Raw genomic sequence first — 13,723 nt, 5'->3', positions numbered from 1 at the left:
AACTGCGGTACTTAGCCGCCGACGATCGCTGAGCCGATGAACGGGTCGACGGCCAGTGCGATGAAGAGCAGCGTCAGGTAGCTGATGGAGCCGTGGAAGACTTTCATGGCGCCCTTGTTGGACACGTCGCCACCCTGTGCGCGCTTGTACAGAGCGTGGCTTTCATAGAGGAACCACGCGCCGGCGGCAACGGCGACGATCGTGTAAACCCAGCCGGCACCGCCAACGGGCACCATCAAGAGAGAGCAGGCAACCATGGCCCAGGCGTAGAGGACAACCTGTACCGAGACCACTTTGGCTCCGGCGATGGCACCCAGCATGGGCACCTTGGCGTTGCGGTAATCCTCGCCGTAGCGCATGGACAGGGGCCAGTAGTGCGGGGGTGTCCACAGGAAGATCACCATGAAGAGCACAATTGCCGGCCACTCCACGGTGTTGGTGACAGCGGCCCAGGCGATCAGTACGGGGAAGCATCCGGCCGCTCCGCCCCACACAATGTTCTGGGCCGTGCGGCGCTTCAGGATCATGGTGTAAATGACCACATAGAAGACGATGGCACCGAGTCCGAGCCAGGCGGACAGAGGATTGGCGCCGAACCACAGGATGGCGATGGACGCTGCACCCAGGATCCAGGCGAAGACCAGGGCCTCGCGCGGGGTCACTTCACCCGTGACCAAGGGGCGCTTCTCGGTGCGGTGCATCAGTTTGTCGATGTCGCGGTCGATGTAGCAGTTGAAGACGCCGGCGCTGCCGGCCGCAAACGCTCCGCCGACCAGGGTGGCCAGGATCAGGCCGATGGAGGGGAAGCCACGCTGGGCGAAGATCATGGTGGGCAGGGTGCTGACCAGGAGGAGCTCGATGACCCGGGGTTTGGTGAGTGCCAGATACGCCTTGAACTTACGGGAAATTCCGATGCTTCCCCGGGCCGGGGACGCGTTGAGGGGCGTATCAGTTGTGCTCACGGCGGCAGTCACTCTGTTCTATGCTCTGGGGTTCTCGCAACGGCTGCCGTCCCGGTCTTCGAAAGCTGACACGGGCGCATGAACCGCTGGTGGCCTCCAAATATCATACCGTGGCCGGAAGTGGCCCAATGTCCGCAAAATTCGTCAATGTTTCCGAATCTTCACTCCGCTTCCGGGCCATCGTGATTCATATAAGGGAATTTCTGTCCAGTTAGTGGGATTCCCTGAGTTCCGTGACACGTTTAGGGCTAAGCTGTTGAGCAGATCAGCACACGTTGACGATCCGGGAAACCGTATTCTCGGGTGTCCGTGCGTCTGGATGAGAGATCAACGTTTCAATGGTGAACGGCTGGTAGACACATTGCAGCGGGCGCCATCCTGTGCTTCCTGCGTGCCGTGTCCATACGCCTGCCGTCAGCACAGAGAGGGGCTCGGTTTTCGTGCCACATTTGGAAGAGCAAGAACTGTCATGGACCGATCTGGACAAGAAGGCAGTTGACACCGTTCGCGTGTTGGCCGCTGACGCCGTGGAGAAGGTCGGCAACGGCCACCCTGGTACGGCGATGAGCTTGGCTCCGGCAGCATACTTGCTGTTCCAGAAGCTGATGCGCCATGACCCGAAGAACCCGGACTGGCTTGGCCGCGACCGTTTTGTCCTGTCCCCCGGCCACACGTCGTTGACCCTTTACATCCAGTTGTTCCTGTCCGGTTACGGCCTGGAACTGAAGGACCTTGAGGCACTGCGCACCTGGGGTTCTCTGACCCCGGGCCACCCCGAGTACAAGCACACCGCCGGCGTGGAAATCACGACTGGCCCGCTGGGTCAGGGCCTGGCCTCGGCTGTCGGTTTTGCGTACTCCCAGCGTCGCCAGCGCGGCCTGTTCGACGCCGATGCTCCCGCCGGCGAATCGCCGTTCGACCACACCATCTGGGTCATCGCCTCCGACGGCGATCTCCAGGAGGGTGTCACCTCCGAGGCCTCCTCGCTGGCCGGCCACCAGGAACTGGGCAACCTCGTGGTGATCTACGACGAGAACCACATCTCCATTGAAGACGACACCGACATCGCCTTCACCGAGGACGTCCTCAAGCGCTATGAGGCTTACGGCTGGCACACCCAGCGCGTGGACTGGACCAAGACCGGCGACTACGTCGAAGACGTCCAGGAGCTCTACGCAGCACTGCTCGCTGCGAAGGCTGAGACGAACAAGCCGTCCATCATTTCGCTGCGCACCATCATCGGGTACCCGGCTCCGAAGAAGCAGAACACCGGCAAGATCCACGGTTCCGCCCTGGGTGCCGAGGAAGTCGCAGCACTGAAGACCGTGCTCGGCTTCGATCCTGCCAAGTCCTTCGATGTTGACGAAGACGTTCTGGCCCACGCCCGCAAGGTCCTGGACCGCGGTGCGGAGTCACGCGCTGCCTGGCAGAGCTCGTTCGAGGCATGGCAGTCCGCCAACCCGGACGCCGCTGCCCTGCTGGAACGCGTCGAAGCGAAGAAGCTGCCCGTGGGCATCGACGCTGCGCTTCCCGTGTTCGAAGCAGGCAAGGATGTTTCCACCCGCGCGGCTTCGGGCAAGGTCCTGAACGCGATCGGCCCGGTCCTGCCGGAGCTGTGGGGCGGTTCTGCCGACCTCGCTGAGTCGAACAACACCACCATCGAAGGCTCGCCGTCGTTCATCCCCACCTCACGCTCCACGGACGCCTGGAAGGGCAACCCGTACGGACGGGTGCTGCACTTCGGTATCCGTGAGCACGCTGCTGCGTCGATCGTGAACGGCATTTCCCTGCACGGCCGCACCCGCGCTTTCTCCGGCACGTTCTTGATCTTCTCCGATTACCAGCGCCCGGCCATCCGCCTCGGCGCTCTGATGGGTGTTCCGTCCCTGTACGTGTGGACGCACGACTCCATCGGCCTGGGCGAGGACGGCCCCACCCACCAGCCGGTGGAGCAGCTCGCCTCACTGCGCGCCATCCCGGGCCTGGACGTTGTCCGCCCCGGCGACGCGAACGAGGTCTCCGCTGCCTGGAAGGTCATGCTGGAGAACCACGAGAACCCGGCCGGCATTGTCCTGACCCGTCAGAACATCCCCACCTACGCCCGCGGCGAAGGTGAAGCAACGGGCGACACGTTCGGTTCCACCGCAGGTGTTGCCAAGGGCGGCTACGTGCTGGCCGAAGCTTCCAAGGACGGCGAAACCGTTGACGCGCAGGTCATCTTGATCGGCACCGGCTCCGAAGTCCAGCTCGCCGTCCAGGCCCGCGAAACCCTCCAGGCCGAAGGAATCGCCGCCCGTGTTGTGTCCATGCCGTGCGTTGAGTGGTTCAACAAGCAGGACGAGGCCTACCGCGAGTCGGTACTGCCGGCATCCGTGAAGGCCCGCGTCTCCGTTGAAGCAGGCCTGGCACTGGGCTGGCGCGAATTCGTCGGTGACGCCGGCCGCTCCATCTCCCTGGAACACTTCGGTGCCTCGGCAGACTACAAGCGGCTCTTCAACGAGTTCGGCATCACCGCCGAAGCCGTTGCAGCCGCTGCCAAAGACTCCCTCGCAGACTCCAACGCATAACAGTCTGCTTCCCTCTCACAAGGAGAAAAACCCATGACCAGCACTCCCACGCAGCAGCTCTCCGACGCCGGTGTCTCCATCTGGCTCGATGACCTCTCCCGCACGCGCCTGGATACAGGCACCCTGCAGAAGCTCATCGACGAAAAGAACGTGGTTGGTGTGACCACCAACCCGTCCATCTTCCACGCCGCCATCACCTCCGGCACGGACTACGACGCCACCATCGCTGCGCAGGCCGCAGCCGGCGCCAGCGTCGAAGAGACCATCTTCGAAATCACCACCACTGATGTCGCTGACGCCTGCGATCTCTTCGCACCGGTCGCTGCCGCCACCAACGGCGTGGATGGCCGCGTTTCCATCGAGGTGGACCCCCGCCTTGCCTGGGACACCGCCGGAACCATCGCCGAGGCAAAGCACCTCTACGCCAAGGTCAACAAGGACAACGTCCACATCAAGATCCCCGCAACCCTGGAAGGCCTCGAAGCCATTACGGCCACCCTGGCCGAGGGCATCAGCGTCAACGTGACCCTGATCTTCTCCCTGGAGCGCTACCGCGCGGTCATCAACGCCTTCCAGTCCGGCCTTGAGCAGGCCAAGGAGAACGGCCACGACCTCTCCAAGATCCACTCCGTGGCATCGTTCTTCGTGTCCCGCGTTGACTCCGAGATCGACAAGCGCCTCGACGCCATCGGCACCGATGAAGCCAAGGCACTCAAGGGCAAGGCCGGCGTCGCCAACGCACGCCTGGCCTACCAGGTCTACGAGGAGCTCTTCTCCACCGAGCGCTGGGCAGTGCTGGCAGAAGCCGGCGCCCTCCCCCAGCGTCCGCTGTGGGCCTCCACCGGCGTCAAGGATCCGGCCTACCCGGACACCCTCTACGTGACCGAACTCGTGGCAGCCGGCGTGGTCAACACCATGCCGGAGAAAACCCTGGACGCCACGTTTGACCACGGCGTCGTCACTGGTGACACCATCACCGGCACTTACGACGAGGCAAACGAGACCCTCAACGCACTCGAAGCCCTTGGCGTTTCCTACAACGACGTCGTCACCCTCCTGGAGACCGAAGGCCTCGAGAAGTTCGTAGGCTCCTGGAAGGAACTCCTCGCCGACGTCGAAGGCGCCCTCGCCACCGCACGGAAGGCTTCCTAACCCACTATGAGCACAATCAGCTACGACGCCAGCGGTGCCGCGCAGCAGGCCATCGCCCAGCACATTGACAGCCTGGTCGAAGACAGGATCGCCACGCGGATTTTCGCCAAGGACCACACCCTGTGGGGTCCTGACGCCGAGTCCGAGTCCGCGATCCGTCTCGGCTGGGTGGAGGCCGCCACAGTTTCGCAGGCCTTGGTCGGCGACATTCTGGAACTTCGTGACGCTCTTCGCGCCGAAGGAGTTACCCGCATTGTCCTGTGTGGCATGGGTGGGTCTTCGCTGGCTCCCGAGGTCATTGCCGGTACTGCCGGCGTCGAGCTGACTGTGCTGGACAGCACTGACCCTGAACAGGTCAGTGCTGCTTTGAACGACCGGCTGGCGGAAACGGCAATCGTCGTTTCCTCCAAGTCCGGCTCCACCGTTGAGACCGACTCCCAGCGCCGTGTGTTCGAGAAGGCGTTCAACGACGCCGGCATCGACGCTGCGAGCCGCATTATCATTGTCACGGATCCGGGGTCGCCCCTGGATAAGGCTTCGCGCGAGGCAGGCTACCGTGCGGTGTTCAACGCCGACCCCAACGTGGGAGGCCGTTTCTCGGCACTGACTGCGTTCGGCCTGGTCCCTTGTGGGCTTGCCGGTGTGGACATCCAGGCTTTCCTGGATGAGGCAGAGGAAGCTGCGGAGATCCTCAACGAGGACTCCACTGACAACATCGGCCTGGCACTGGGCATAGCTTTGGGTGGTACAAGCCCGCTGCGCAACAAGGTCGTCATCGCCGAAGACGGTTCAGGCATTGTCGGTTTCGCCGACTGGGCCGAACAGCTCATCGCGGAATCCACCGGCAAGCTGGGCACTGGTGTTCTGCCCGTCGTTGCCGGCCCGGCGTCTCCTGAGGCCCTGAACGGTGCCGAGGACGTCCTGGTGGTGCGGCTGGTCGGTGCCGATGCCGACGTCGAGCTTCGTGAGAACGAGGTTGCCATTGCCGGTGGGCTGGCCTCGCAGATGTTCGTCTGGGAGTTCGCAACCGCTGTAGCGGGTCGGCTGCTGGGCATCAACCCGTTTGACCAGCCCGACGTCGAGGCCGCCAAGGTGGCAGCGCGCGGCTTGCTGGATGCCCGTCCCGAACCCACCCCCGCGGCCTTCACGGACGGGGCTGTGGAAGTACGCGGAGGCGGGTGGCTGGGCTCAGCGTCCACCGTTTCGGAGGCTGTGCAGGCATTGCTCAGCCAGCTCGGCACGGATGGATACCTGAGTGTCCAGGCCTACCTCGACCGTATCTCCCACGCACCCCTTGAAGGTATCCGCGATGAACTCGCAGCCGTCAGCGGGCGTCCGGTGACGTTCGGTTGGGGTCCGCGGTTCCTTCACTCCACGGGCCAGTTCCACAAGGGTGGACCGGCCATCGGAGTGTTCCTGCAGGTCACTGCAGCATCCTCCACCGATCTGGACATCCCGGAGCGGCCCTTCACTTTCGGCCAGCTCATTGCCGCCCAAGCCACGGGCGACGCCCAGGTCCTGGAAGGCCATGGCCGCCCTGTATTGCGCCTGCACCTCACCGAGCGTGCTGCCGGCGTGGCCCAACTCCAGGAAGTCGTCGCTGCGTTGGCCGACCAGGCCAGCGCACTCGAAAGCTAAGGCACAGAACCAAACATGCCAGAAACTGAAAACGGCAGGAAAACCGCCGGTCTGCGGAATCCTTTGCGGGATCCGCGCGACCGGCGCCTGAACCGCATTGCCGGGCCGTCGTCGTTGGTGTTCTTCGGAGTCACCGGCGACCTCGCCCGTAAGAAACTCATGCCGGCGGTCTATGACCTCGCCAACCGTGGCCTGTTGCCTCCCAGCTTCGCGCTGGTTGGTTTCGGCCGCCGTGACTGGGACAACGCCGACTTCGCGGCCGAGGTCAAGGAAAACGTCAAGGCCCACGCGCGAACCAAGTTCGACGAAGCAGTATGGGAACAGCTTGCTTCCGGCATCCGCTTTGTCCAGGGCGAGTTCGACGACGACGACGCTTTTGAGCGTCTCGGTGATGTCCTCGATGAGCTGGATGCGACCCGCGGTACCCGGGGGAACCACGGCTTTTACCTGTCCATCCCGCCCAAGGCGTTCGAGCAGGTCTGCCGCCAACTGTCCAAGCACGGACTGGCGCAGGCCAAGCCGGGCCAGTGGCGCCGTGTGGTCATCGAGAAGCCGTTTGGGCATGACCTCGAGTCCGCACGTCAGCTGAACGACATCGTCGAATCGGTGTTCCCGGCCGACGCAGTGTTCAGGATCGATCACTACCTCGGCAAGGAGACGGTCCAGAACATCCTGGCACTGCGCTTCGCCAACCAGTTGTTCGAACCGCTCTGGAACGCCAACTACGTGGACCACGTCCAGATCACCATGGCCGAGGACATTGGCACCGGCGGCCGTGCAGGCTACTACGACGGTGTGGGCGCTGCCCGTGACGTGATCCAGAACCACTTGCTCCAGCTTCTGGCGTTGACGGCCATGGAGGAGCCCATTTCCTTCAATGCCGATGATTTGCGGGCGGAGAAGGAAAAGGTCCTCGCGGCAGTCAAGCTGCCCGATGACCTCTCCACCCATTCGGCGCGTGGGCAGTTCACCGGTGGTTGGCAGGGCGGTGAGGAAGTCCTCGGGTACCTGGACGAGGACGGCATCCCTGCGGATTCGAAGACCGAGACGTTCGCTGCGATCCGGGTGGACATCAACACCCGCCGTTGGAATGGTGTGCCGTTCTACCTGCGTGCCGGTAAGCGTCTGGGCCGCCGCGTCACCGAAATTGCCGTGGTGTTCAAGCGCGCACCGAACCTGTTGTTCCGTGACCATGGCGAGGACGACTTCGGTCAGAACGCCGTAGTGATCCGCGTCCAGCCCGACGAAGGCGCCACCATCCGTTTCGGTTCCAAGGTCCCGGGCACGCAGATGGAAGTCCGCGACGTCACCATGGACTTTGGCTACGGTCACTCCTTCACGGAGTCCAGCCCCGAAGCCTACGAACGACTCATCCTGGACGTACTCCTGGGTGAGCCGCCGCTCTTCCCGCGCCACCAGGAAGTGGAATTGTCCTGGAAGATCCTGGACCCGTTCGAGGAATACTGGGCCGGCCTGGACGAACAACCGCAACCCTACGCACCGGGCAGTTGGGGACCGGCCTCGGCCGATGACCTGCTCGCCCGCGACGGACGAACCTGGAGAAGGCCATGATTGTAGATCTTCCCGACACCACCACCTCCAAAATCTCCAAGAAGATCATGTCGCTGCGTGAACAAGGCGGCGTCATCGCCTTGGGCCGTGTCCTGACTTTGGTGGTGGTGACCAAGTCCGGGCAGGAAGAAGAAGCCATCGAGGCAGCCAATGAGGCCAGCCGGGAACACCCCTGCCGGATCATTGTCCTGGCCGATGCCGGCGTTGAGGGTCCGGACCGTCTTGACGCGCAGATCCGGGTTGGCGGCGACGCCGGCGCGTCCGAGGTCATCGTCCTTCGCGGGCATGGGCATATGGCCCACGAGAGCGAATCGCTCGTGGCCGCCCTGCTCCTGCCGGATGCCCCGATTGTGGCCTGGTGGCCGCACGGAGCCCCGGAGAGTGCCTGCGAGACGTCCATCGGCCGGATCGCGCACCGGCGCATCACGGACTCGGCCAATGAACCCGACCCCCGCCGGGCACTGGAGAACATCCGGGCAACGTACAAAGCCGGCGACACCGACCTCGCCTGGACCCGACTGACCAACTGGCGCATGCAACTCGCCGCCGTCTTCGACCAGGTCGACAGCGACCCCGTCTCAGCTGTGGCTGTGGAAGGCGCATCGGACTCCCCCAGCACCCTGCTGCTTGCCGCCTGGCTGAGCCTGGCACTGGAGGCGCCCGTGACGATTGTGGCGGACCCCGCAGGTACCGGCATTCGGCGCGTCCGGCTGACCCGTGCAAGTGGCGACGTCCAGCTCTTCCGTCCCGGACTGTCCGTGGCGGAGCTGACCCAGCCCGGGCAGCCGGCACAGCGTATCACCCTCCCCCGGCGCAGCCTGAAAGATTGCCTCGCCGAAGAACTCCGACGGCTCGACCCCGACGAAGTCTTCGGAGAAGTGATTACGATGGGACTGCCACTTACCAGCCAGAGGAGAGTCCAGACAAGTGCACGCTGAGCCAAGAGTTAGCATCCATCCCGACTCCAAGGTGTTGATGGCCGCCATCGCGGCACGCCTCATTACCAAGCTTGTGGATGTCCAAGACAAGCATGGCGAGGCCACGGTGGTCCTGACCGGCGGCACCGTCGGTATCGGAACGCTGAAGGCCGTGGCTGATTCGGCTGCAGCACCGGCCGTCGACTGGTCGAAGGTTAACTTTTGGTGGGGTGATGAACGCTTCGTTGCCGCTGACAGCGAGGACAGGAATACCCGTCAAGCGCATCAGGCCCTGCTGGCCCACCTGGCTGTAGATCCTGCCAGGATCCACGAGCCTGGTGCGACGGACCAGTTCGCCACAGCTGACGAAGCCGCCTCTGCCTATGCCGAGGAACTCAAGGCAGCAGCCGAAGCCGAGCATGCAGCTGATATGTCTGATAACCGCTCGGATGAGCCCGGCATCCTGCCACGCTTCGATGTCCTGCTTCTTGGCGTCGGGCCGGACGCCCACGTGGCGTCGCTCTTTCCCGAGCAGGCCGGCGTCCGTGAGAAGAAACGTACGGTGGTGGGGGTCGAGAACTCGCCCAAGCCGCCGTCGTCGCGTATCTCCTTGACCCTCCCCGCCATCAACACCGCCCAGGAGATCTGGATGGTTGTTGCCGGCGAGGACAAGGCAGGAGCTGTTGGCCTGGCCTTGGCGGGTGCCAACCCGGTCCAGGTGCCCGCAGCCGGCCCCGTAGGCCGTGCGCGGACCCTGTGGCTTATCGACGAGAACGCAGCGTCACGCGTCCCCCAGCAACTGGTCCGGAAGGACCCCGCGGGCGCGTAGCCGCTCCAGCGCTCCAGCCAGGACAACTTCAGCGTCCTGGCTGGAGCGTCTCTCTTTAACGTAATCGAGGTGCGATTTGAAGAGCTCCTCCCCCGGCCGGGCCGAGGCCGGATGGCCGGGATCCCGTGAGGCCGGAAGCCCGCACTTGGGGCAGTCCCAGTTTCTGGGAATTTGATCGTCCGGCAGCTTAAGAAAAACCAGCCGCGTTTCGTGTCCTTTGGCGCACCAATAGGGAACCCGGATTCGCGGCAGCTGCACTCCCTCGCCATGGTCGCTTTGGTTTCTCGGAGTGGAACCCTGGGCCACGCCTACGCGGGTGCCCCGATATCCTGGCGTGCCATGAACCATTTTCGAACCCCTAGCGACTCGGTGGTCGGCCGTCACGGCCTGTGGGCCTTTCGGCCAACACCGTCATTCTAATGCGAAGGGCTCGACGACGGCACTGGTGTTGGGTAGCCAACAATAAAAGGAGTGGTCCCTTGGCAGGAACCACTCCTCTTGTCATAGATCCGTTGGGGTGGTGACTAGGAGTCGCCACCCGAAGTGAAGCGCATGATCAGGCCAAGGCCGATGATGACAGCTCCCCACGTAATACCGAGAATGATGGTGAAGCGATTCAGGTTGCGCTCGGCTACACCGGACGAACTCAATCCGGAGCTCATTCCGCCACCGAACATGTCGGACAAACCGCCGCCACGTCCCTTGTGCAGGAGGATGAGCAGCGTCAGCAGAAGACTGGTGATTCCCAGCAGTATCTGCAGAATGACTTGAAGAACGTCCACGACGGCCTTTCGAAGAAGCGGAAAACGGGAGCCGGACTAGTCCGTGACGAGGTGGCTCTCGAACCTGACAATGTTAGCAAACTCAGCGGCGTCCAGGCTTGCGCCACCCACAAGCAATCCGTCAACGTCATTTTCGGCCATGATGGCGGCTGCATTATTGGCCTTGACGGACCCGCCATAAAGGAGGCGGGTTTTTGCTGCGACGGTTTCGTCGAAGAGTTCGGCAAGTTCGGCGCGGATGGCTGCACACATTTCCTGTGCATCCTCCGGACCGGCAACTTCACCCGTGCCGATGGCCCAGACGGGTTCGTAGGCGACCACGAGTTCCGCAGCCTGCTCAGCAGTGAGTCCGTCAACACCGGCGCGCAGTTGGGCGAGGGTGTGCTCAACATGCGTTCCTGCCTGCCGGATCTCAAGGCCTTCGCCGACGCAGAGGACAGGGGTGACGCCGTGGCGGAACCCGGCTTTGACCTTGGCGTTCAGGACGTCGTCGGATTCGTTGTGGATGGTGCGGCGCTCACTGTGGCCCACCAGGACGTAGGCGCAGCCCAACTTGCTGAGGAACTGACCCGAGATGTCACCGGTGTAGGCTCCGGAGTCGAACTGGGAGAGGTCCTGGCCACCGTAGACGACCTCGAGGTCGTCACCTTGGACCAGCGTCTGGACGCCACGGAGGTCCGTGAACGGCGGGAAGACAGCGACCTCGGCACGGTTGTAGTCGTGCTTGGCGTCGGACAGCGTCCAAGCGAGCTTCTGCAGCAAGGTGATGCCCTGGACATGGTCCATGTTCATCTTCCAGTTGCCGGCGATGAAGGGCTTGCGGACAAAGTTGCCGTTGGCAGAGGTAGTCACATGAACTCCAAAGAATGCGTTGAAATATGGAACGGCCGGCAGAACGCGATGGCGTCCTGCCGGCCGGATGGTACTTAGCGGTCCAGGACGCTCAGGCCGGGAAGTTCCTTGCCTTCAAGGTATTCCAGGCTTGCGCCACCGCCAGTGGAGATGTGTCCGAACTGCGCGTCCTCGAACCCCAGGGTCCGAACGGCTGCGGCGGAATCGCCACCCCCCACCACGGTGAAGGCAACCGTATCCGTCAGCGCCTGGGCGATGGCCCGCGTTCCGCTGGAGAAGGCTTCGAATTCGAAGACACCCATGGGCCCGTTCCAGAAGACGGTTTTGGCGCCTTCGATCTGGGCGGCGAACGCGGAAGCGGATTCCGGGCCGATGTCCAAGCCAATACCGGAAGCGCCGAACGCGCTGTCCTCAATGGCGTCCGCCCTGACGACCTCGTGGTCTGCATCAGCTGCAAAGCGGCTGGCCACCACGACGTCAGTGGGGATCACGAAGGAGGTACCCGCAGCAGACGCGCGCTGGAGGTAGTCCTGGACGACGGTGATCTGGTCCTCCTCGAGAAGGCTTCCCGCAACCTTATGGCCCGCTGCGGCCAGGAAGGTGAAGAGCATGCCGCCGCCAACAAGGATGGTGTCCGCCTTGCCCAGGAGGTTCTCAATCACGGCCAGCTTGTCCGAGACCTTGGAACCACCAAGAACCACGACGTACGGGCGCTGCGTGTCCGTGGTGAGCTTCCGGAGAACCTCTACCTCGGTGTGGACGAGGTCGCCCAGGTAGGACGGCAACCGGGTGGCCACGTCATAAACGCTGGCGTGCTTGCGGTGGACAGCGCCGAAGGCATCGTCCACGAAGGCGCCGTTGCTTCCCGTGAGGGCAACCAGCTCGTCGGCAAAGGCGCCGCGCTGGGCGTCGTCCTTGCTGGTTTCGCGGGCATCGAAGCGAACGTTCTCCAGGACGAGTACGTCACCGTCGTTGAGGCCGGAGGAGAGCTCCTTGGCGGAGTCCCCCACCGTGTCTGCAGCGAGCTGTACCGGGAAGTCCGCCAGTTCCGCGAGGCGGGCTGCTGCGGGCTTCAGGGAGTACTTGTCTTCAGGAGCGCCCTTGGGGCGTCCCAGGTGTGCGGTAACGAGCACACGGGCACCGGCGTCCGAGAGCTTCTTGAGGACCGGAAGTGAGGCCTTGATGCGGCCGTCGTCGGTCACTGTAGAGCCGTCGAGCGGCACATTCAGGTCACTTCTGACCAGAATGTACCGCCCGCGGACACCTTCAGCGATGAGTTCGTTGAGGGTGTGAGATGTCATGTGTCTACCCTAGCCCAGCTTGGATGCGACGAGCTCCGTGAGGTCTACGAGGCGGTTGGAGTAACCCCACTCGTTGTCGTACCAGGAAACAACCTTGACCTGGTTGCCGATGACCTTGGTGAGGCCGGAGTCGAAGATGGACGACGCCGGGTCCCCGACGATGTCCGAAGACACGATGGGAGCATCCGTGTAGCTGAGGATGCCGGCGAACTGCTCGGACTCAGCGGCAGCCTTGACGGCTGCGTTGACTTCTTCAACCGTTACTTCGCGGGAGACGGTGACAGTGAGGTCCGTAGCGGAACCCGTGGGGACCGGAACGCGGATGGCGTAGCCGTCCAGCTTGCCCTTGAGCTCCGGCAGGACCAGGCCAATGGCCTTGGCTGCGCCGGTGGAGGTGGGAACCATGTTGATGGCGGCGGCGCGGGCGCGGCGAAGATCGCCATGCGGTCCGTCCTGCAGGTTCTGGTCGGCAGTGTAGGCGTGGACCGTGGTCATGAGGCCACGCTCGATGCCGAAGGCGTCGTTCACTACCTTGGCCAGCGGGCCGAGGCAGTTGGTGGTGCAGGAGGCGTTGGAGATGATGTTGTGCGCTGCGGGATCGTAAAGCTCGTGGTTGACGCCCATGACGATGGTGATGTCTTCGTCGCTGGCGGGTGCCGAGATCAGGACCTTCTTAGCGCCGGCATCAATATGCTTCTGGGCTGCTGCGGCCTTGGTGAAGAAGCCGGTGGACTCAATGACGATGTCAACGCCCAATTCGCCCCACGGAAGGTTGGCGGGATCGCGCTCAGCCAGGACCTTGATGGACTTGCCATCGACTACCAGGTTTCCATCGACAACTTCCACGGTCTGGGCGAGGCGTCCACCGACGGAGTCGTACTTCAGGAGGTGGGCGAGGGTCTCGGGGCTGGTGAGGTCGTTGACTGCGACGATCTCCAGGTCAGCGCCCTGGGCCAGTGCTGCGCGGAAGTAGTTACGGCCGATGCGGCCGAAGCCGTTGATACCAATACGGGTGGTCACTATGTGTCAATCTCCTTGGTGCTCTTGCAAGCACGCCTAGTGAGTCGGATTTATTAATTCCAACCAACAGACCCCGCACGTCTTTGGGCAGAGGTGATTATCAGATCGGAGGGCGACCAGCCACGTTGCTG

12 protein-coding genes are annotated in these 13,723 nt (G+C 63.3%); 6 read left to right on the top strand and 6 right to left on the bottom strand.

Translation table 11 applies throughout. From position 1 onward, the window contains the following. Positions 1-11: 11 nt before the first annotated feature. Positions 12-974: a heme o synthase gene (locus ACIQLI_RS08005; protein WP_089595064.1), complete on the bottom strand. Its 963-nt coding sequence runs from the start codon at positions 972-974 to the stop codon at positions 12-14. Positions 975-1,402: 428 nt separating this feature from the next. Between ACIQLI_RS08005 and tkt the strand changes: the two genes are divergently transcribed. From tkt to pgl, 6 genes are read left to right on the top strand one after another with little or no spacing between them, the layout of a single operon-like run. Next, entirely contained in the window at positions 1,403-3,529 is a 2,127-nt protein-coding gene (gene tkt, locus ACIQLI_RS08000; RefSeq protein ID WP_400386948.1) for a transketolase, read from the top strand. Positions 3,530-3,562: 33 nt separating this feature from the next. After that, positions 3,563-4,681: a transaldolase gene (tal, locus tag ACIQLI_RS07995; RefSeq protein ID WP_400386945.1), complete on the top strand. Its 1,119-nt coding sequence runs from the start codon at positions 3,563-3,565 to the stop codon at positions 4,679-4,681. A gap of 6 nt (positions 4,682-4,687) precedes the next feature. Beyond that, a complete protein-coding gene (locus ACIQLI_RS07990; RefSeq protein WP_400386942.1) occupies positions 4,688-6,319 on the top strand; it encodes a glucose-6-phosphate isomerase in 1,632 nt (543 codons plus the stop codon). A 15-nt stretch (positions 6,320-6,334) separates the two neighbouring features. After that, on the top strand, positions 6,335-7,891 hold the full coding sequence (gene zwf, locus ACIQLI_RS07985) for a glucose-6-phosphate dehydrogenase (protein WP_400386939.1): 1,557 nt from the start codon (positions 6,335-6,337) through the stop codon (positions 7,889-7,891). Continuing rightward, a complete protein-coding gene (locus tag ACIQLI_RS07980; RefSeq protein WP_024821021.1) occupies positions 7,888-8,829 on the top strand; it encodes a glucose-6-phosphate dehydrogenase assembly protein OpcA in 942 nt (313 codons plus the stop codon). Before zwf ends, ACIQLI_RS07980 begins: the two co-directional genes overlap by 4 nt. Then, positions 8,819-9,637 (top strand): 6-phosphogluconolactonase, encoded by an 819-nt coding sequence (gene pgl, locus ACIQLI_RS07975; protein ID WP_400386936.1) that lies wholly within the window; start codon positions 8,819-8,821, stop codon positions 9,635-9,637. The genes ACIQLI_RS07980 and pgl overlap by 11 nt, the downstream gene beginning before the upstream one ends. Here pgl and ACIQLI_RS07970 read toward each other — a convergent pair. From ACIQLI_RS07970 to gap, 5 genes are all read right to left on the bottom strand, one after another. Next, a complete protein-coding gene (locus ACIQLI_RS07970; RefSeq protein ID WP_400386933.1) occupies positions 9,590-9,985 on the bottom strand; it encodes an RNA polymerase-binding protein RbpA in 396 nt (131 codons plus the stop codon). The two genes, pgl and ACIQLI_RS07970, sit on opposite strands and share 48 nt — an antisense overlap. A 176-nt stretch (positions 9,986-10,161) precedes the next feature. After that, positions 10,162-10,419: a preprotein translocase subunit SecG gene (gene secG, locus ACIQLI_RS07965; RefSeq protein ID WP_024821019.1), complete on the bottom strand. Its 258-nt coding sequence runs from the start codon at positions 10,417-10,419 to the stop codon at positions 10,162-10,164. A gap of 36 nt (positions 10,420-10,455) precedes the next feature. Beyond that, positions 10,456-11,271, bottom strand: a complete 816-nt coding sequence (gene tpiA / locus ACIQLI_RS07960) for a triose-phosphate isomerase (protein WP_400386929.1) — start codon at positions 11,269-11,271, stop codon at positions 10,456-10,458. Between the two features lie 74 nt (positions 11,272-11,345). Further along, complete coding sequence (locus tag ACIQLI_RS07955) at positions 11,346-12,572, bottom strand: phosphoglycerate kinase (protein WP_400386927.1); 1,227 nt, start codon at positions 12,570-12,572, stop codon at positions 11,346-11,348. A gap of 9 nt (positions 12,573-12,581) precedes the next feature. Beyond that, a complete protein-coding gene (gene gap / locus ACIQLI_RS07950; protein WP_089595055.1) occupies positions 12,582-13,592 on the bottom strand; it encodes a type I glyceraldehyde-3-phosphate dehydrogenase in 1,011 nt (336 codons plus the stop codon). Positions 13,593-13,723: the final 131 nt, after the last annotated feature.

Origin of the sequence: Paenarthrobacter sp. NPDC091669, assembly GCF_044756725.1 — a bacterium.
Classification (GTDB): Bacteria; Actinomycetota; Actinomycetes; order Actinomycetales; family Micrococcaceae; genus Arthrobacter; species Arthrobacter bambusae_C.
This window is presented reverse-complemented; position numbering and strand designations above follow the sequence as displayed.